Raw genomic sequence first — 17444 nt, forward strand, 5'->3', positions numbered from 1 at the left:
GAAGTCACACCCGAGGAGTCCCCATGCCGGTAACCGTGTCCATTCCGACCATCATGCGAGGTCTCACCGGAGGCGAGAAGCGCGTCCAGGGCGAGGGCTCGACGCTGTCGGCGCTGATCGAGAACCTCGAGGCCAACCACCCGGGCCTGGCCGAGCGTCTGCTCTCCGACGGCAAGCTCAACCGCTACGTCAACATCTACGTCGACGACGAGGACGTGCGCTTCACCGGTGGTCTCGACGCCGAGGTACCCGCGGGCGCGTCGGTCACCATCCTGCCCGCCGTCGCCGGCGGCAGTGTCGATCTCGGCGCTCCCGGGGCGCTGCGTGGTGCCGCAGGCTCCCTCCTCCGCGCCCGTCGCTCGCGCCTGCGCTGACGTCGTGGCCCGCTACGAATCGCTGATCGCGACCCTCGGCAACACCCCGCTCGTCGGATTGAAGACGCTGTCGCCGCAGTGGGACGGCGACGACCACGTCCGCCTGTGGGCCAAGCTCGAGGACCGCAACCCCACCGGGTCGATCAAGGACCGGCCCGCGCTGCGGATGATCGAGCAGGCCGAGGCCGACGGGCTGCTCACTCCGGGCTGCACGATCCTGGAGCCGACCAGCGGCAACACCGGGATCTCGCTGGCCATGGCGGCCAAGCTCAAGGGCTACCGGATCGTGTGCGTGATGCCGGAGAACACCTCGGTGGAGCGGCGTCAGCTGCTCACCATGTTCGGCGCCGAGATCATCGACTCGCCGGCCGCGGGTGGTTCGAACCAGGCCGTGGCCATGGCCAAGGAGATCGCCGCGAAGAACCCGGACTGGGTGATGCTCTACCAGTACGGCAATCCGGCCAACGCGCTCGCGCACTACGAGACCACCGGCCCGGAACTGCTGGCCGACCTGCCCGAGATCACGCATTTCGTGGCCGGTCTCGGCACCACCGGCACCCTGATGGGCACCGGGCGATTCCTGCGCGAGAACGTGCCGGGCATCGAGATCGTCGCCGCGGAACCCCGCTACGGCGAACTGGTCTACGGCCTGCGCAACATCGACGAGGGGTTCATCCCCGAGCTGTACGACGAGGCGGTGCTGACCACACGGTTCTCCGTCGGCCCCTACGACGCGGTGAAGCGCACCCGGGAACTCGTCGGCGAGGAGGGCATCTTCGCCGGCATCTCCACCGGCGCGATCCTGCACGCGGCGCTGGGCGTGGCGAAGAAGGCGCAGAAGGCGGGCAAGCGCGCTGATATCGCGTTCGTCGTCGCCGACGGCGGCTGGAAGTACCTGTCGACCGGCGCCTACGACGGCACCCTGGACGAGGCCGAGGAACGGCTCGACGGCCAGCTCTGGGCGTGAGTTGTCGGAGCGCTGGCGCGCGCGACGGCCGCTGCGCGGCCTGCCCTCCCTAGAGGTCGGGCGTGCGGGCTGGGTTCGTGGGTGCGTGGTCGAGTCGGGGCGGGCCTACGGGGGCGGGTGTTTCGGTACCCTGGCTTCTGTAGTGGCCCGGCCCGAGTGGAGGCGATGTCGGTGAGCGGTGGCGGAGGAATCGGAGCCTCGTTCGATCCGGATCGGATCGCCGGGCTGCGGGGACGGCCCGGCGCGACCCCACCCGCACGGCGCGAGGGCGTCCGGGCGTGGACGCGCGCTGCGGTCGTGATCGTCGGGTTCGTCGGGTCGTTGTATGTGATCGAGGGCGTCGACGCGGTGCTCTCGCACGACCGGCCGACGGGGGCGCCCGGTCAGCTCGACGCGGGCGGGATCGAACCTCGCGAACTCGACGGCCTCGACGGCATCGTGTGGGCGCCGCTGCTGCACGGCGGCTGGGATCATCTGATGGCCAACACGCTGCCGCTGCTGATCCTCGGTTTCCTGGTGCTGCTGTCCGGGATCGGGCGCGGTATCGCGGCCACGGCGATCATCTGGGTGGTCGCCGGCGTCGGCACCTGGCTGACCGGCTCGTCGGGCAGCGTGCACGTCGGCGCGTCGTCGCTGGTGTTCGGCTGGCTGACGTATCTGATCTGCCGTGGGTGGTTCGCCCGCAATGTGGGGCAGATCGTGCTCGGCGTGGTGATCTTCGCGCTCTACGGCTCGATGCTGTGGGGCGTACTGCCCAGCGACCCCCTAATTTCTTGGCAGGGACATCTTTTCGGGGCGGTGGGTGGAGTCCTCGCGGGCTGGGTACTCTCTGGTGATGAACGTCGACGCCGCCGTGGAGCATCGGTCGGCCGCGCAGTACCTACGCGGTAGCCGGGGATCCGGTCTGGAAAATGGGGGGATCCTGCATTGAGCACCAGCACGTCGTGGCAGCATGGGGGCATGCGCCTTACCGTCCTCGGGTGCTCGGGCAGCGTGTCCGGCCCGGATTCCCCAGCGTCGGGTTACCTGCTGACGGGTCCCGATATGAGGCCGACCGTCATCGACTTCGGTCCCGGCATCTTCGGCGCGCTGCAGAAGTACCTGAACCCGGGTGACGTCGACATCTTCCTGACCCATCTGCACGCGGATCACTGCCTCGATCTGCCCGCGCTGCTGGTGTGGCGTCGCTACCATCCCAATCCGCCGCAGGGCCTGGCGCTGGTGCGCGGTCCCTCCGACGCCGCGCTGCGCATCGGCAACGCCTCCGCCGAGATCGGCGGCGAGACCGACGACTGGTCCGACGTGATCGACTCGCAGGCCTGGGTCGAGAACGTGCCCGTCCCCTTCGGTCCCGGCCACACCGTCGAGGCCCGCCGGATGTATCACCCGCCGGAGTCCTACGGCCTGCGCATCACCGCCGCGGACGGCCGCGTCTTCGTCTACACCGGCGACACCGCCATGTGCGATGCCGTCGTCGAGCTGGCCGAAGGCGCCGATGTGCTGATGGCCGAAGCCTCGTGGACCCACGATCCGGCCAATCGCCCTCCCGGCATTCACCTTTCGGGCACCGAGGCGGGCGAGATCGCCACCCGCGCGGGCGCCAAGGAACTGCTGCTCACCCATATTCCCCCGTGGACCTCGCGCGAGGATGTCATCGCCGAGGCCAAGGCCGCGTTCGCCGGCCCGGTCCACGCGGTCTCGCCCGGCGAAACCTTCGACCTGTAGGACCGGCGAACAGTCGAGCTTCCCGACGACTCGCTGACTCCCGGGGACGTGGAACGGCTAGTGTGTGTGCCGTGTCGAGACGAGCCGATGGCAGGGCGGATGACGAACTCCGCGAGGTAAGGATCACCCGTGGCTTCACCACGCATCCGGCGGGATCGGTGCTGGTCGAGTTCGGGCAGACCCGGGTGATGTGCACGGCCAGCGTCACCGAGGGTGTCCCGCCGTGGCGGCGGGATTCCGGGCTCGGCTGGCTCACCGCGGAGTACGCGATGCTGCCCGCCGCCACCCACACCCGCAGCGGGCGTGAATCGGTGAAGGGCAAGGTCGGCGGCCGGACCCAGGAGATCAGCCGCCTGATCGGGCGCTCGCTGCGCGCCTGCATCGACCTGGCCGCGCTGGGCGAGAACACCATCGCGCTGGACTGCGACGTGCTGCAGGCCGACGGCGGCACCCGTACCGCCGCCATCACCGGTGCGTACGTGGCGCTCTCGGACGCGGTGACCTACCTGGCCGCGGCGGGCAAACTGGCCGACCCGCAACCGATCTCGTGCATGATCGCCGCGGTGAGTGTCGGCGTGGTCGACGGCCGGGTGCGCCTCGACCTGCCCTACGAGGAGGATTCGCGCGCCGAGGTCGACATGAACGTGGTCGCCACCGACACCGGCACCCTGGTCGAGATCCAGGGCACCGGCGAGGGCGCGACGTTCCCGCGCTCGACCCTGGACAAGCTGCTCGATTCGGCGCTGGCCGGTTGTGAGCAGCTGTTCGCGGTGCAGAAGGAAGTCCTGGCGCAGCCCTACCCGGGTGCGCTGCCCGAGCCGGCCGGTAAGAAGTAGCCGTGGCCGTGCGCGTGCTGGTCGCCAGCCGGAATGCCAAGAAGCTGAAAGAACTGCGCCGGATCCTCGACGAGGCGGGCGTGGCCGGGATCGAACTGGTGAGCCTGAACGAGGTGCCGCCCTACGAGGAGGCGCCCGAGACCGGGGCCACCTTCGAGGAGAACGCGATCGCCAAGGCGCGCGACGGGGCCGTCGCCACCGGATTGCCGTGTGTGGCCGATGATTCCGGGATCGAGGTGGACGCGCTCAACGGTATGCCCGGCGTGCTCTCGGCACGCTGGTCGGGCCGTCACGGCGACGACACCGCCAACAACACCTTGCTGCTCGCGCAGCTCGGTGACGTGCCCGACGAGCGGCGCGGCGCCCGGTTCGTCTCCACCTGCGCGCTGGTGCTGCCCGACGGCACCGAAACCGTGGTGCGCGGCGAATGGCCGGGCACGATCGCCCGGAAACCGGTGGGGGAGGGCGGTTTCGGTTACGATCCGCTGTTCCTGCCGGAGGGTGGCACCGGCAGTGCCGCGGAACTGACTCCGGCCGAGAAGGACGCTGTCTCGCACCGCAGCCGGGCGCTCACCCAGCTGCTGCCCGCGCTGGCCGCGCTGGCCTGAACCGAAACGACAGCGCCGCCGCCCCGGATTCCGGGTGCGGCGGCGCTGTCGTCGTTCGGGGGGCTCAGAGTCCGTACTGCTGTTTGACGTCCTTGGCATTGCGGTGCTCGACGAAGAACGACAGCAGCGGGATGGTGCCCGCGATCAGGGTGCCGACGGTGCGCCCGATCGGCCAGCGCACCTTCACGGCGAGGTCGGCGGTGACGAGCAGGTAGGCGAAGTACACCCAGCCGTGCACGACCGCGATCCAGCTCGGGGTGTCGACGCCGAAGCCGTACTTGGCGATCATCTCCCCGGTGAGCAGCAGCAGCCACAGGCCGGTGACCCAGGCCAGCACCCGGTAGCGCTGTAGCGCCGGACGGATCTTGGCGGCGTCGCCCGCCGGGGCGGCCTGGTCGAGCGACGGTGCGGTCGTGTTCTCGTCGGTGGTCACCCGGCGTTCCTCTCAGGGGCGCGCAGACCGGCCGAGCGGACCTGCGCATCGATGTCGCTGGCGTGCAGTCCCGCCAGGTACTGGTTGTAGGCGACCGTTTCCGGGTCGTCGGCGGGCGCGGCCTTGGGCCGTTCCGGCAGGATCCCGGCGGGGATCTCGCGCGGTGCCTCGGCCTTCGCCGCGCGCGGTGCGGTGTCCGGTTCCTCGGCCTCGCGCTCGAGGCGGACGAACCGGACGTAGGCGAACACCGCGAACGCGGCGAACAGCGGCCACTGCAGGGCGTAGCCGAGGTTCTGGCCGGTTCCCGAGGCCGATTCGAACCGCTCCCACTGCCACCAGGCCAGCGCGAGGCAGCCCAGCGCGACGACGACGACCAGCGCGATCAGGGCCGGTCGATTGTGCGCCGGGCGGGGAGAGGAAGCGGACACGCGCTCCACGGTACCCGCCTACTACAGGCGGCGTAGGAGCAGGTCGGGGGCTCAGAACTTGTAGGTGATCCCGGTCATCCGCTCGGATTCCTCCCACAGCCTGCGCAGCAGTTCCGGATTGCGCGAGATGGCGCTCGACGGGCACGCCTCGACCGGACCCTGGGACTGCATCCACTTGTTGGGACCCCAGTAGACGGTCGGGTCGGCCGCAGGCTCGGTGGCGGCGAACAGGCTCGAGTGGGCGGCCTTGGCCGGCGGGTGGCCGATGAGCTTGATGAACGGCTTGCTGACCCGGTCGAGCGGGGTCTCGGTGCGGGCGAACAGGTCGGTCGCCGAGACGCCGGGGTGCACGGCGTAGGACTTCTTGGCCGAGCCCGCCTCGCTGAGCCTGCGCTGTAGTTCGCGGCCGAACATGAGGTTGGCCAGCTTGGCCTGGGCGTAGGCGAGGTTGCGCTGGTAGCGGCGGTGCTCGTAGTTGAGGTCGTCGATCCACAGCTTGGGCGTCTGCTTGTGGGCGATGCTGGCCAGGGTGACGACCCGGTCGGTGATGCGGTCGAGCAGCAGGCCGGTGAGCGCGAAGTGGCCGAGGTGGTTGACGCCGAACTGGGTCTCGAAGCCGTCGGCGGTGCGCGAGAACGGGATGTTCATCAGGCCGGCGTTGTTGATCAGGACGTCGAATTCGCCCTGCTGGTCGGCGAAGGCGCGCACGGAAGCCAGGTCGGCGAGGTCGAGCGCGGCCACCCGGACGTCGCCCGGGATGGCGTCGGCGATCGGCTGGGCCTTGGCCGCGTTGCGGCACGCCATGATCACGGTGGCGCCCTTGCCTGCCAACACCTTGGTGGTTTCGGCGCCGAGGCCGCCGTTGGCCCCGGTGATCACGAACGTGCGCCCGGTCTGGTCCGCGATGTCAGTTGGTTTCCATGCCATGCGCCGACCTTACTCCGGAGTAAGATCGGAGGGAAGTGGTCAGCCGAGCAATCCGGCCAGCGTACCGGCGCAGGCGGGCCTGCGCAGTTTGGTCAGCGCCTTGGCCTCGATCTGCCTGGCCCGTTCCCGCGAGACGCCGAGCGCCGAGCCCACCTCCTCCAGCGAGCGCGCCTGTCCGCGATCGAGACCGAACCGCAGCCGGATGACGGCGGACTCACGCTCGGTGAGGACCGCGAGCGCGGCCTCGACATAGCCGGGCAGCATCCGCTCGGCCACCACGTCCGCCGGCGCGGGCGCGGTGTCGGGCAGCAGCGTGCCCAGTTCGGCGCCCTCGCCGACCGGCGCGTGCAGCGACACCGGCTCGGGCTCGTGCCGCAGCACCGCCGCGACCTGGGCGACGGTGAGCTCGGCGGCCGCGGCCAGCTCCTCGACGGTGACCGCGCGGCCGAGCCGCTGGGTCAGCTCGCGGCGTACGCGGATCACCCGGTGCAGGACGTCGGCGACGTTGGACGGCAACCGGATCGTGCGGCCCTGATCGGTGAGCGCCCGCCCGATCGACTGGCGGATCCAGTACGTCGCGTACGTCGAGAGCTTGAGCCCGCGCGTGTGGTCGAACTTCTCCACCGCGCGGATCAGGCCGAGGGTGCCCTCCTGGATCAGGTCGAGCAGCGCCATGCCGGTGTTGGTCGGGAACCGGCGGGCGATGGAGACCACCAGGCGCAGATTCGCCCGGACCATCCGGTCCTTCGCGCGCAGTCCGTCGAGTTCGGTGCGGCGCAGCCGCTCCCGCCGCGCGGCGGTGAGTTCGATTCCGGCCGCGGCGTTCTCGTCGAGTTCGGCGCGGGCCGCCGTGCCTGCGGCGATACGGGCACCGAGGGCGTATTCCTCCTCGGCGGTCAGCAGGGGCGTGCGGGCGATGGCGGTCAGGTAGTCGCGGACGGAATCGGTGGTGACGGTCAAGGAAGGCTCCGTTCGATGCTGCGAGGGTGTGGCCGACCGGGTGGCCGGTGGTGGCGGCGCGCCGCCACCACCGGCCGGCGCGTTCAGCGCCCGGGGATTCGCAGCGGGCGGCGCACGGTCGTCGACCGGGTCTGCGCGCCGCGAATCGTTGAGCCGGCAACGCGGCGACGCTGCGCCGGGAATGGCGCGGCGGCGCGGGGCGCGGCCGGACGGCCGGGCGTCGGGAGGGGCGCTGCCGCGGTCATGAGCTCGCGGATCGTGTCGTCGAGTGAGGTTCGCATCGTCGTGTATCGGGCCATATCGGCTGCTCCTTCGTCGGTGGTGTGGCTGCGTCGGGTCTGGGCGGCGATATCGGGTCCGTGCGGCATGCGCTGTCTCCTTCGATCGGTGTCGCGCTCGGCGACGAACACAAACTTAGAACGGACCTAAAAATATGTCAAGAACAATTTTGGGACGGCTTCAGTTATGCTGCGGTCATGACCACACAGCAGGGGCTCCGGGCGAGGAAGAAGCAGCAGACCAGGGAGCAGATCTCGCATCGGGCGACCGAGCTGTTCCTCGAACGCGGCTTCGACAAGGTGACGATCGCCGATGTCGCCGCGGCCGCCGATGTCGCCAAGATGACGGTCACCAACTACTTCCCGCGCAAGGAGGACCTCGCGCTCGACCTCGGCGAGGTGTTCGTCGAGCAGCTGGCCGCCGTCGTCCGCGCGCGTGAGCCGGGGCAGTCGGCGCTGGCCGCGTTGCGCGCTGCCTACCTCGCCGCGGTGGCCGCGCAGGATCCGGTGATCGGGTTCAGCGGAGAACCGTTCGCCCGGATGATCACCGACAGTCCGGCGCTGGTGGCGCGCCTGCGCGAGTTCCACGACGAGCGGGAGAACGCGCTGGCGGGCGTCCTGCGCGAGACCACCGGCGCCGCGTCCGACGACATCACCCCGCGGATCGCCGCGGCCCAGCTCGCCGGCGTCCAACGGGTGCTGTTCGAGGAGATCCTGCGCCGCATGCTCGACGGCGAGTCCGGTGACGAGATCGCCACCGCCATGGCCGAATACGCGCGGATCGCGTTCGACGCGCTCGAACCGGGCCTGGGCGAGTACGCCGTCCGCTGACGTCTCGGTCTGATTGCTGCCGTGTCACTGAAGTACCGCGCACCGTCGGAAAGCCCATACTGAGGCCATGTCCGATGGTGTTGCTGTAGACGAGCCTGTCGAGCCGATGAGCAAGACCAAGATCAACCTCATCTTCGCGACGGTGGTGCTCGGCATGCTCATGGCCGCGCTCGACCAGACCATCGTCTCGGCGGCGCTGCCCTCGATCGTGGCCGACCTCGGCAGCGCGGGGCACATGGCCTGGGTGGTCACGGCGTATCTGCTCGCCGAGGCCGTCGCGACCGTGCTCGCGGGCAAACTCGGCGACCTGTTCGGCCGCAAACTGCTGTTTCAGATCAGCGGCGTCATCTTCATCGCGGGCTCCGCGCTGGCGGGCATGGCGCCCGGCATGGGCGTGCTGATCCTGGCCCGCGGTATCCAGGGCATCGGCGCGGGCGGCCTGATGGTGACCTCGATGGCGCTGATCGCCGACACCATCCCGCTGCGGGAACGCGGCAAGTATCAGGGTGCGCTGGGCGCGGTGTTCGGCATCACCACGGTCGTGGGCCCCACGCTGGGCGGGCTGTTCACCGATCACGCGAGCTGGCGCTGGTGCTTCTACGTCAATGTGCCGCTGGCGATCATCATGGTGGTGATGGCGGCGCGCACGCTGCCGCGTCTGCGCGCCGTCGCGCGGCCGGTGATCGACTACCTCGGCATCGGGTTGGTCGCCCTCGGCGTCTCGGCGCTGATCCTCGGACTGGAGTTCGGCGGCAACGAATATCCGTGGGGCTCGTGGCAGATCATCGGGTTGTTCGTGCTCGCGGCGATCCTGCTGACCGCGTTCGTCCTGGTGGAGCGGCGGGCACAGGCGCCGATGCTGCCGATGCGGCTGTTCGGCAGCCGGGTCTTCACGGTGTCGTCGGTGCTCAGCTTCATCGTCGGCTTCGCGATGCTCGGCTCGATGACCTATCTGCCCGCCTACCTGCAATACGTCGACGGCGCGACGGCGACGGTGTCGGGCGTGCGGACGTTGCCGCTGGTCGTCGGCCTGTTCATCACCTCGGTCTTCTCCGGTCAGGTGGTCGGGCGCACCGGGCAGTACCGGTACTTCCCGATCGTCGGCATGGCGGTGATGGCGGTCGGCCTGTGGTTGATGTCGACGATGGGCCGCCAGACCAGTGTCTGGCTGGAATCGCTGTACATGCTGATCCTCGGTGCCGGGCTGGGGTTGTCCATGCAGGTGCTCACCATCGTCGTGCAGAACACCGTCCCCTACGCCGATCTCGGCACCGCCACCTCGGGCGTGACCTTCTTCCGCACTCTCGGCAGCGCGTTCGGCACCGCGGTCTTCGGCACGCTCTACAACAACCACAGCAAGACCGCCCTGGCCGAGGCGATCCAGCAGACCCCGGGCATCGGCCCGGAGGTGGCCGCGAATCCGAAGCTGTTGCGGGGGTTGCCGGTCGAGCAGACCGCGCCGATCATCGACGCCTACGCCAACTCGATCGATTACGTGTTCCGCTGGGTGGTTCCGGTCGCGCTGCTCGGGTTCGTCGTCGCCTGGTTCCTGCCGCAGGTCCGCTTGCGCGACAGTGCCAGGCACGGCGCGGGCGATATCGGCGAGGGTTTCTCGATGCCCGACTCCGACGACCGGGTGGTGCAGCTGGAACGCGCGGTCGCGGCCACCGTGCGCAAGGCCAGGGCACAGAAGCCGATCATTCCGGAGCTCATCGCGGCGGCGGGCAGCTCACTGGAGCCGGATGCCGCCTGGGCGCTGGGGCAGGTGTATCTGCACGACAAGCAGGGGCTGCCCGCGAAGGTCTACGGCATCGCGTTCCGGCACCGGCTGCCGGTGGAGGTGCTGTCGCCGGTGTTCCGGCAGGCCGTCGACGACGGCCTGCTGCTCGACGACGGCGGCACGCTGACCTTGACCGACCAGGGCATCCGAGAAGTCGATCTGCTGCGGTCCGGGTGGCGGCGCTGGCTCGGCGACCGCCTCGACGACTGGAACTACCACGACCCCGCCGATCGCGCGCTGATCGACGAGGCGCTGTCGAATATCGCGGGCAAGCTGCTCGATCAGGGCGCCGACAGCGTCGAGGTCGCCAAGGTCTGACCCGGTTCGTCCAGCCGGGTGGATCGCGCTTGCTCGCCTAATACTCGTAGACGTATATTCGTAGACGAGTAAGGAGGTGCGTATGGCCACGAAGCGCAAGGTGAACAATCTGCTGGCGCTCGCCGTGCTGTCGGTGATCGTGCAACGGCCGATGCACCGCTACGAGATCGCCGCCACCCTGCGCGCCCATGGCAAAGACAAGGACATGGACATCAAGTGGGGTTCGCTCTACACGGTGGTCCAGAACATGGCCAAGGCCGGTTTCCTCGAAGTCGTCGGCAGTGAGCGCGACGGCGCCAGGCCCGAGCGCGTGATCTACCGGATCACCGACGCCGGCCGCGCCGAGATGGCCGACTGGACCAGGGAACTGCTCGCCTCGCCCGAGCCCGAACACCACCGGTTCACCGCGGGCCTGTCGATCCTGGCCGTGCTCCCGCCCGACGAGGTGATCGAGCTGCTCGGCCTCCGGATCGAGGCGCTCGACACCGCCGTCGACCGTGCGAAGACCGAGCTCGCCGGGCTGGCGGGCAGCCTGCCCCGGCTGTTCCTCGTCGAGACCGAATTCGGCGTGGCGATGCTGGAAGCCGAGGCGCGCTGGGCGCGCTCGCTGCGTGACGAACTCCGCGCCGGCACCTTCGAAGGCCTGCGGATGTGGCGGCAGTGGCATGCCGACGGCATGCCCGCCGACCGGATTCCCGACTTCGGCGAAGGGGGGACCGGCTAGCTCTCGCCCCGAAAAAGACCCCGGACCCGGTGGTGTGCGGCAACACCCCACCGAGTCCGAGAAACCGTCCCGACACCGTGCTCACACGCATGCGCACCCGGCTACGAGGCTGGCAACCACAGGATAGCCCGGGTGACGCAGACACAGATCTGGAGATCACTCATGTCCCACACCCGTTCCGCCGTGGTCATCGGCGGTGGCATCGCCGGCCCCGTGGCCGCGACCGCCCTGCTCCGGGCAGGCATCGACGCCCACGTCTACGAGGCCTATTCCGGGCCGTCCGAAGGGATCGGCTCCGGGCTCGCGCTCGCCCCCAACGGGGTCGCGGCCCTCGACATCCTCGGCGCCGGCGACGCCGTCCGCGCGATCGCGCTGCCCGTGCGCGGCATGCGGCTGGCCGTCGGCGGCCGCGAACACGTCCTGCCGGTGCTGCCCGATCAGCCGCCGCTGCAGGTCGTCGACCGCGGCGAGCTGCACCGCGCGTTGCATGATCACGCGGTCGCGGCCGGTGTGCCGTTCAGCTACGACAAGCGGCTGGTGCGCGTCGACGAGCACGCCGACGGCGTGACCGCGCACTTCACCGACGGCTCCACCGCGTCGGCCGACATTCTGGTCGGCGCGGACGGCATCCGGTCCACCGTCCGGACCCTGATCGACCCGGCCGCGCCCGGACCCGACTACACCGGCATGCTCGGCTTCGGCGCGCTGGTCGACTGCGACCAGGATCTGCCCGCCGACACCATGGTGTTCGCCTTCGGCGCCAAGGCCTATTACCTGTACTGGCAGCACGCCGACGGCCGCGTCGCCTGGGGCGCGAATCTGCCCAGCAAGCAGTACTACTCGCTGACCGAGGCGCGCGCGATCCCGGCCGAGCACTGGCTGCGCGTGCTGCGCGAGACCTACGCGCCCGATACCCCGGGCGGCGAGTTCGCCCGCCGCACCACCGCCGAGAACCTGGAGATCACCGGGGCGCTGCACATCATGCCGCCGGTGCCGCACTGGTATCGCGACCGGATGGTGCTGGTCGGCGACTCGGTGCACGCGCCGTCCAACAGCTCGGGGCAGGGTGCGTCGCTGGCCATCGAGAGTGCCGTGCAGCTGGCCCGCTGCCTGCGCGACATCGACGCGCCCGCCGAGGCCTTCGCGGCCTACGAGCGGCTGCGCCGGTCCAGGGTGGAGGGCGTGGCGGCGCGCGCGGCGAAGGTCAACCACAGCAAGACGCCGGGCCCGGTCGCCCGCAAGATCATGAACGCGATGATGCCGCTGATGGTCAAGACGGTGATGAACCCGGAGAAGACGATGGGCGCCGAACGCCGCTACCGCATCGACTGGGACGCGCCGGTCCAGCGCGAGCTCGCCACACTCGCGTCCTGATCCGTGCTCGCCCCCGGCCGGGATGCGCCGACCGGGGGCGAGTACCCGCGCATACTGGGACGACAGACTCAGGCTGCCAGGAGACGCTCGTGTCGACGATCAACGGACTGCCCGCCCATGTCCTGCTGGTGCACCTGCTCGTGGTGCTCGTCCCGCTGACGGCGGCGCTGCTCGTCCTGGCGGCGGTCTGGCCCATGGCTCGGCGCGTGCTGGTCTGGCCGGCCGTGGCACTGGCGGTGCTCACCGTGGCCCTCACCCCGGTGACGGTGAGCGCGGGGCGCTGGCTCGCGCAACGGGTCGGCAGCACGCCCGCCATCCGCGCCCACATCGATCTCGGCGACACCCTGCTGCCGTTCGTGATCGCGTTGCTGGTGGTCGCGGCGCTGGTCGCCGGGGTGCATCTGGCCGAGCGCGCGGGCAGGCGGCCGACGCGCGCGGTGGTCGCGGTCGTGGCCGTGCTCGCGGTGGCGGTGGGTGTCGCCGCGACGGTGCAGGTCGTGCGGATCGGGGACTCGGGAGCCCGGGCGACGTGGGGACCGCTGGTGTCCGCGGTGGCGGGCTGAGCCGTCCTCGGGAATAGCGGATTGCTATCGACTTGTCGGTGTCAGCGCCGTGCGGCGCGCAGGTGCAGGATCCGGGCGGACTCCGCGTCGGCGGGCAGGAAGGCCTCGAGATGGAGTTCGGCGAGGGTGACGTCGGTCGCGGTGGCGAACGAGGTGAGGGTGGTGATCAGGCGCAGATCGCCGTCGTCGGAGCGCAGGTGCAGGGGGACGGCGAAGCCGACGTGATCGGGACCGGGGGTGACGGCGGGCAGATATCCCGACAGTTCCGTGATCAGCGCGTCGACGGCGGGATCGGGGGTGTGGGCGGCCCGGCTGCGCAGTGCGTCGATGATGTGCCTGCCCCATTCGGGCAGATTGCGCACGCGCGGCGCGACGCCCGCCGGGTGCAGGGCCAGCCGCAGCACGTTCATCGGCGCGCGCAGCAGATGGTCGGCGACGCCGTCGGTGAACAGGTCGAACGCGGCGTTGGCGGTGACCAGTTCGCCGCGCGGACGGGCGACCAGCGCCGGATACGGCAGGTGCCCGTCGAGAACGGCGGTGAGCGCTTCGCGCACGGGCGCCAATTCCGGTGCGGCCAGATCGCTTTCGGGGAACACCGGCGCGAAGCCCGCCGCCAGCAGCAGATTGTTGCGATCGCGCAGGCCCAGTTCGAGCGATTCGGCCAGCCGCACCACCATCGTGCGTCCCGGCTGTGACCGGCCCTGCTCGAGGAAGCTCAGATAGCGCTGACTCGTCTCGGCGCGAATCGCCAGGTCGAGCTGGCTGACCCGGCGCAGGGTGCGCCAGTGCCGCAGCTGCGGTCCGAAGGCGGTGGTGGTCTGCGCGATCGTCATGGGGCGAGTCAACCGCGGGCGGCCACCTCGCGCCATTCCCGCCGGGGAATGACAGGCGGAGCGGACGACGCACGGCGTTCATTCCCCGCGGGGAATCGCGCGGCGTCACCGCCCTCGACAGAGTTGTGGCCATGAGCGACAACGACATCGCCACCCGCTACGTGGCCCTCTGGAACGAAGCCGACCCCACCGTCCGCCGCACCCTGATCGAGGACCTCTTCGCCGTCGACGGCGCGCAGTACCTGGTCGACCCGCCCGCCGCGGCCCGCGCGGCGGCGGCCGACCTCGCGATCGCGGCGCCGCCGCTCGCCGTGCACGGCTACGACGCGCTCGACCGCCGCGTCACCCGCGCCTACGAGATGTTCCGGGCCGACGGCGAGTTCGTCTTCGTCACGGCGGGCCCGGCCGTGGCACTGCCCGCGGGCACCGTCGGTGTCGCGTGGACCATGCACCGCCGCGACGACGACACACCCCAGGGCGGCGGCTTCGACCTGCTCGCGCTCGATGCCGACGGCCGCGTCGTCACCGACCACCAGTTCATCGAGGGGTCGCGATGAATGCCCATGCCTACCAGGCAGTTCCCGGTCAGGGACTCACGGTCGCCGCGCAGCGGCGACCCGAACCGGGGCCGCACCAGGTCCTGATCCGGGTCGGCGCGGCCTCGGTGAACCGGCGCGATCTGATGCTGCTCGACGGCACCTACCCCCTGCCGCTCACGCCGGGCATCGTGCCGCTGTCCGACGGCGTCGGCGAGGTGATCGCACTGGGCGAGGATGTCACCCGCGCCGCCCTCGGCGACCGGATCACCGCGAGCTACTTCGTGCACTGGGTCGACGGTCCGCAGAGCCTGGCGCTGGCCGCAGAACAGTACGGCGCCAACTATCCCGGGTTCCTCGCCACGTACGCCCTGGTCGAAGAGGACTCCATCGTGCACGTGCCCGCGCAGCTCACCGACGCCGAGGCGGCCACGCTGCCCTGCGCGGGCCTGGTGGCCTGGTCGGCACTCACCACGGGGACGCCGGTCGCGCCGGGCGACCGCGTGCTGACGGTCGGCAGTGGCGCGGTCGCGCTGTTCGCCGTCCAGTTCGCGACGCTGCTGGGCGCGGAGGTCCTCTCGATCACGTCCGGCCCGGCGAAGGCCGAGCGGTTGCGGGCGCTCGGCGCGGAGACGGTGATCGACCGGACCGAGACGCCCGACTGGGGTGCGGTGGTGTCGGGGCTGACCGGTGGCGTCGAGCACGTGGTCGATGCCGTCGGCCTGCCCACGCTGCCCCAGTCGGTGGCCGCGGGCGCCTACAACGCGACGGTGACGATGATCGGCGCGATGGCCCCGGCGCCCGGAACGGCACCGCCGGTCAACCCGTTCGGCTCGTCCTATCTCGCGATCCGCCGGATCGCCGTCGGCAGCCGCGTCGGCTTCGAGGCGATGAACCGGGCGATCACCGAGCATCGCCTGCGCCCGGTGATCGACCGCGAATTCGGATTCGACGAGGCCGCCGCGGCCTACGACTACCTGCGCTCGGGCGCGGCGTTCGGCAAGGTGGTCGTCTCCGTCGGCTGATCGTCGGTGGGGGAGCCGTGCAGCAGACAGAACACGGTCACGCACACGACCAGCCAGGACAGGCCGAACAGCCAGCCGGCGAGCACATCGGTGGCCCAGTGCACGCCCAGATAGATCCGCGACAGCCCGACCGCGATCGGGAACAGCACCGCGAACACCGTCGCCACCCACCGGACCCAACGCCTGCGCAGCCCGGGGATCACGGTGATCGCCACGATGCCGACCACGACCGTCGTGCCCAGGGTGTGCCCCGACGGATACGACAGGCTCGGTTCGGCGACGAGGCGGGCGACCTCCGGCGGCCGGTGCCTGCCCACGAGATGTTTGACCACCACGACCAGCACCCCCGCGCCCGCCGAGGTGACGGCGACCAGCGCGGCGGTCGCCCAGTCGCGCCGCCAGGCGAACCACGCGACCGTGATCGCCGCGAGGATGGTCATCGACTTCGTATCGCCCAGATCGGTGATCACCCGGGCGATCGAGGTGAGCGGTTCGCCGCGGTGCGCGATCATCCAGTCCAGCACCCGTGGGTCGAACCGGATGATGCCCGCGTCGTTGTTCACCTGCCAGGTGAGCGCGATGAGCGAGACGGCGGCGGTCGCGAGCAGGGCGGCGGCCAGCGGGGGCCGTCGGCCCAGGACCGACCACGCGAGGTCGTCGGGCGGGGGTCGGCGCGAGGCGATCGGCATAGCTACCAGATTGCCAGCTCCGGCCTCATGCTTCGAAGACGACCGCGTTTCCGGCGACGTCGCGGGTGCCCGCGACCTTCTTGATCGCCTTCACCAGGTCGGCGACGGTGTCCCAGACGCGCGGGGGCTCGCCCTCGATGTTGCCGATGGTGTACCAGGTATCGGTGCCGCGGTAGCGGACGAGGCCCTTGCCCGCGTCGTCGAGCATGACGTCGAGCTCGCCGGACACCGTCCCTTCCTCTTCGGTCATGACGGCGCTGTCGGCGGTGATCTCGATCGTCTCGCTTATTTGAACTCTCCTCGGCGGAGGCAGTCGTCGACTGCGGTGCGCAACGCGGTGTGCTCGGCGGTATCAACGGTCAGGGCGTACTTTATCTTGACCTTGACGTAATGCTCGACATAGGCGCACCGGAAGTTGCCCGGCGGCAAGTAGTTCGCGGGGTCCTGGTCACCCTTGGAGCGGTTGGCCGAGGGATCGGCGGCGACCAGGTTCATCGAGTCGTTGGCGATGCGGCGGCGGGTGTCCTCGTCGCGGTCGGCGGCGCCGGAGCGCCATGCCTCGGCCAGCGCCACGATGTGTTCGGCGTCGACTTTGGCCGGGTCGGTGATGAACTTGTACGGCCCGAGCTCGCCGGTCTTCTTGTCCACGAAGCCGTAGTGGTCCTGCCAGCCGGCGCCCGCGGGGATCTTCAGCTCGCAGGTCTTCGGGTCGAGGGTGACCTTGCCGGTCGCATCGCGCAGCATCATCACGTCACGGCTGGTGCACTTGGGGTACTGGGCCAGCTCGCCGCCGAAGCCGTGTTCGGGCTTGTTGGTGTCCCAGTGCGGGAACTTCTCCCTGGTGTAGCCCGTCATCGGGCCTTCCTTGGCGACAACGAGTTTGCCGAGCAGATCGCCGATCTCCTTGCCCGACACCGTCGCCGCGCTCGCCGGACCCGGCCCCGGCGCGGTGGGGCTCACCTTGTCCAGCATCGAGTTGGCGATGGTCAGCACGACGCCGATCACCACCGCCGCGGCGAGGGCGAGCAGGGCCCGGCCCAGAGGAGAGCCGCTGATCGATGACCACTTCATGCCCGTATCACCCACATGCCTTCGTCGAAAATGAACCGGCACAACCTAACGGCCGCACCGGGTGTCGTATCTGATTGTCGTCTATGACGTTCGGCACACGGCATCGCAAAGGAATTGCGGCTCAATAGCGTTCGCCTATCGAGGGTGGTGACCTGCGGCGGAGC

Annotated in this window: 22 protein-coding genes; 13 read left to right on the forward strand and 9 right to left on the reverse strand. The window is 70.2% G+C overall.

The window, feature by feature from the left end; genetic code table 11:
* The first annotated feature begins 23 nt into the window (after window positions 1-23).
* From Q7X29_RS08490 to rdgB, 6 genes are all read left to right on the forward strand, one after another.
* Entirely contained in the window at window positions 24-374 is a 351-nt protein-coding gene (locus Q7X29_RS08490; RefSeq protein WP_255587089.1) for a MoaD/ThiS family protein, read from the forward strand.
* 4 nt (window positions 375-378) lie between these two features.
* A complete protein-coding gene (locus tag Q7X29_RS08495; RefSeq protein WP_218716802.1) occupies window positions 379-1341 on the forward strand; it encodes a PLP-dependent cysteine synthase family protein in 963 nt (320 codons plus the stop codon).
* A 165-nt stretch (window positions 1342-1506) separates the two neighbouring features.
* Window positions 1507-2232 (forward strand): rhomboid family intramembrane serine protease, encoded by a 726-nt coding sequence (locus tag Q7X29_RS08500; protein WP_316573732.1) that lies wholly within the window; start codon window positions 1507-1509, stop codon window positions 2230-2232.
* Window positions 2233-2301: 69 nt separating this feature from the next.
* Window positions 2302-3066 carry a cyclic nucleotide-degrading phosphodiesterase gene (locus Q7X29_RS08505; protein WP_218716804.1) on the forward strand — a complete coding sequence of 255 codons (765 nt, stop codon included), beginning with the start codon at window positions 2302-2304 and terminating at the stop codon, window positions 3064-3066.
* Window positions 3067-3137: 71 nt separating this feature from the next.
* Complete coding sequence (rph, locus tag Q7X29_RS08510) at window positions 3138-3902, forward strand: ribonuclease PH (protein WP_218716805.1); 765 nt, start codon at window positions 3138-3140, stop codon at window positions 3900-3902.
* Window positions 3903-3904: 2 nt separating this feature from the next.
* The gene (gene rdgB, locus Q7X29_RS08515; protein ID WP_316573733.1) at window positions 3905-4510 is read left to right on the forward strand and encodes an RdgB/HAM1 family non-canonical purine NTP pyrophosphatase; all 606 of its coding nucleotides are present in this window, start codon (window positions 3905-3907) and stop codon (window positions 4508-4510) included.
* 64 nt (window positions 4511-4574) lie between these two features.
* Here the strand turns inward: rdgB and Q7X29_RS08520 are convergent, their stop codons facing one another.
* The 5 genes from Q7X29_RS08520 to Q7X29_RS08540 all read right to left on the reverse strand — a co-directional run bounded on the left by Q7X29_RS08520 (window position 4575) and on the right by Q7X29_RS08540 (window position 7626).
* On the reverse strand, window positions 4575-4943 hold the full coding sequence (locus Q7X29_RS08520) for a DUF3817 domain-containing protein (RefSeq protein WP_218716807.1): 369 nt from the start codon (window positions 4941-4943) through the stop codon (window positions 4575-4577).
* Window positions 4940-5371 carry a transcriptional regulator gene (locus tag Q7X29_RS08525; protein ID WP_218716808.1) on the reverse strand — a complete coding sequence of 144 codons (432 nt, stop codon included), beginning with the start codon at window positions 5369-5371 and terminating at the stop codon, window positions 4940-4942. Before Q7X29_RS08525 ends, Q7X29_RS08520 begins: the two co-directional genes overlap by 4 nt.
* Window positions 5372-5422: 51 nt before the next feature.
* A complete protein-coding gene (locus Q7X29_RS08530) occupies window positions 5423-6298 on the reverse strand; it encodes an oxidoreductase (RefSeq protein ID WP_218716809.1) in 876 nt (291 codons plus the stop codon).
* Between the two features lie 39 nt (window positions 6299-6337).
* Window positions 6338-7258, reverse strand: coding sequence for a sigma-70 family RNA polymerase sigma factor (locus Q7X29_RS08535; RefSeq protein ID WP_218716810.1), 921 nt, complete (start codon window positions 7256-7258; stop codon window positions 6338-6340).
* Between the two features lie 83 nt (window positions 7259-7341).
* Entirely contained in the window at window positions 7342-7626 is a 285-nt protein-coding gene (locus Q7X29_RS08540) for a hypothetical protein (protein WP_218716257.1), read from the reverse strand.
* A gap of 108 nt (window positions 7627-7734) precedes the next feature.
* Between Q7X29_RS08540 and Q7X29_RS08545 the strand changes: the two genes are divergently transcribed.
* From Q7X29_RS08545 to Q7X29_RS08565, 5 genes are all read left to right on the forward strand, one after another.
* Window positions 7735-8367: a TetR/AcrR family transcriptional regulator gene (locus tag Q7X29_RS08545; RefSeq protein ID WP_218716258.1), complete on the forward strand. Its 633-nt coding sequence runs from the start codon at window positions 7735-7737 to the stop codon at window positions 8365-8367.
* A gap of 67 nt (window positions 8368-8434) precedes the next feature.
* Window positions 8435-10465 carry an MDR family MFS transporter gene (locus tag Q7X29_RS08550; protein ID WP_316573734.1) on the forward strand — a complete coding sequence of 677 codons (2031 nt, stop codon included), beginning with the start codon at window positions 8435-8437 and terminating at the stop codon, window positions 10463-10465.
* 82 nt (window positions 10466-10547) lie between these two features.
* Complete coding sequence (locus Q7X29_RS08555; RefSeq protein ID WP_316573735.1) at window positions 10548-11189, forward strand: PadR family transcriptional regulator; 642 nt, start codon at window positions 10548-10550, stop codon at window positions 11187-11189.
* 162 nt (window positions 11190-11351) lie between these two features.
* A complete protein-coding gene (locus Q7X29_RS08560) occupies window positions 11352-12563 on the forward strand; it encodes an FAD-dependent oxidoreductase (RefSeq protein WP_218716260.1) in 1212 nt (403 codons plus the stop codon).
* 89 nt (window positions 12564-12652) lie between these two features.
* Window positions 12653-13126 carry a DUF2231 domain-containing protein gene (locus Q7X29_RS08565; RefSeq protein WP_316573736.1) on the forward strand — a complete coding sequence of 158 codons (474 nt, stop codon included), beginning with the start codon at window positions 12653-12655 and terminating at the stop codon, window positions 13124-13126.
* 41 nt (window positions 13127-13167) lie between these two features.
* Here the strand turns inward: Q7X29_RS08565 and Q7X29_RS08570 are convergent, their stop codons facing one another.
* A complete protein-coding gene (locus Q7X29_RS08570) occupies window positions 13168-13959 on the reverse strand; it encodes a helix-turn-helix domain-containing protein (RefSeq protein ID WP_255586758.1) in 792 nt (263 codons plus the stop codon).
* A gap of 131 nt (window positions 13960-14090) precedes the next feature.
* Here Q7X29_RS08570 and Q7X29_RS08575 point away from each other — a divergent pair, with 131 nt between their 5' ends.
* Window positions 14091-14516 (forward strand): hypothetical protein, encoded by a 426-nt coding sequence (locus Q7X29_RS08575; protein ID WP_316573737.1) that lies wholly within the window; start codon window positions 14091-14093, stop codon window positions 14514-14516.
* On the forward strand, window positions 14513-15520 hold the full coding sequence (locus Q7X29_RS08580; RefSeq protein WP_316573738.1) for a zinc-dependent alcohol dehydrogenase family protein: 1008 nt from the start codon (window positions 14513-14515) through the stop codon (window positions 15518-15520). The genes Q7X29_RS08575 and Q7X29_RS08580 overlap by 4 nt, the downstream gene beginning before the upstream one ends.
* On the opposite strand, the gene Q7X29_RS08585 is transcribed toward Q7X29_RS08580, so the two are convergent.
* The 3 genes from Q7X29_RS08585 to Q7X29_RS08595 are packed head-to-tail and all read right to left on the reverse strand — an operon-like array spanning window position 15469 to window position 17280.
* On the reverse strand, window positions 15469-16209 hold the full coding sequence (locus Q7X29_RS08585) for a phosphatase PAP2 family protein (protein ID WP_218716265.1): 741 nt from the start codon (window positions 16207-16209) through the stop codon (window positions 15469-15471). The genes Q7X29_RS08580 and Q7X29_RS08585 overlap by 52 nt on opposite strands.
* A 25-nt stretch (window positions 16210-16234) precedes the next feature.
* Entirely contained in the window at window positions 16235-16459 is a 225-nt protein-coding gene (locus Q7X29_RS08590) for a hypothetical protein (protein WP_218716266.1), read from the reverse strand.
* A 35-nt stretch (window positions 16460-16494) separates the two neighbouring features.
* Window positions 16495-17280, reverse strand: a complete 786-nt coding sequence (locus Q7X29_RS08595) for an HNH endonuclease family protein (protein ID WP_316573739.1) — start codon at window positions 17278-17280, stop codon at window positions 16495-16497.
* Between the last annotated feature and the right edge of the window lie 164 nt (window positions 17281-17444).

Source organism: Nocardia canadensis, assembly GCF_032656385.1.
GTDB lineage: Bacteria > Actinomycetota > Actinomycetes > Mycobacteriales > Mycobacteriaceae > Nocardia > Nocardia canadensis.

Coding starts and splice junctions, on each gene's coding strand:
- Q7X29_RS08545 (WP_218716258.1), top strand. CDS start 7,735: ATGACCACACAGCAGGGGCTCCGGGCGAGGAAGAAGCAGCAGACCAGG.
- Q7X29_RS08575 (WP_316573737.1), top strand. CDS start 14,091: ATGAGCGACAACGACATCGCCACCCGCTACGTGGCCCTCTGGAACGAA.
- Q7X29_RS08550 (WP_316573734.1), top strand. CDS start 8,435: ATGTCCGATGGTGTTGCTGTAGACGAGCCTGTCGAGCCGATGAGCAAG.
- Q7X29_RS08490 (WP_255587089.1), top strand. CDS start 24: ATGCCGGTAACCGTGTCCATTCCGACCATCATGCGAGGTCTCACCGGA.
- Q7X29_RS08505 (WP_218716804.1), top strand. CDS start 2,302: ATGCGCCTTACCGTCCTCGGGTGCTCGGGCAGCGTGTCCGGCCCGGAT.
- Q7X29_RS08530 (WP_218716809.1), bottom strand. CDS start 6,298: ATGGCATGGAAACCAACTGACATCGCGGACCAGACCGGGCGCACGTTC.
- Q7X29_RS08500 (WP_316573732.1), top strand. CDS start 1,507: ATGTCGGTGAGCGGTGGCGGAGGAATCGGAGCCTCGTTCGATCCGGAT.
- Q7X29_RS08580 (WP_316573738.1), top strand. CDS start 14,513: ATGAATGCCCATGCCTACCAGGCAGTTCCCGGTCAGGGACTCACGGTC.
- Q7X29_RS08560 (WP_218716260.1), top strand. CDS start 11,352: ATGTCCCACACCCGTTCCGCCGTGGTCATCGGCGGTGGCATCGCCGGC.
- Q7X29_RS08570 (WP_255586758.1), bottom strand. CDS start 13,959: ATGACGATCGCGCAGACCACCACCGCCTTCGGACCGCAGCTGCGGCAC.
- Q7X29_RS08595 (WP_316573739.1), bottom strand. CDS start 17,280: ATGAAGTGGTCATCGATCAGCGGCTCTCCTCTGGGCCGGGCCCTGCTC.
- Q7X29_RS08585 (WP_218716265.1), bottom strand. CDS start 16,209: ATGCCGATCGCCTCGCGCCGACCCCCGCCCGACGACCTCGCGTGGTCG.
- Q7X29_RS08540 (WP_218716257.1), bottom strand. CDS start 7,626: ATGCCGCACGGACCCGATATCGCCGCCCAGACCCGACGCAGCCACACC.
- Q7X29_RS08590 (WP_218716266.1), bottom strand. CDS start 16,459: ATGACCGAAGAGGAAGGGACGGTGTCCGGCGAGCTCGACGTCATGCTC.
- Q7X29_RS08555 (WP_316573735.1), top strand. CDS start 10,548: ATGGCCACGAAGCGCAAGGTGAACAATCTGCTGGCGCTCGCCGTGCTG.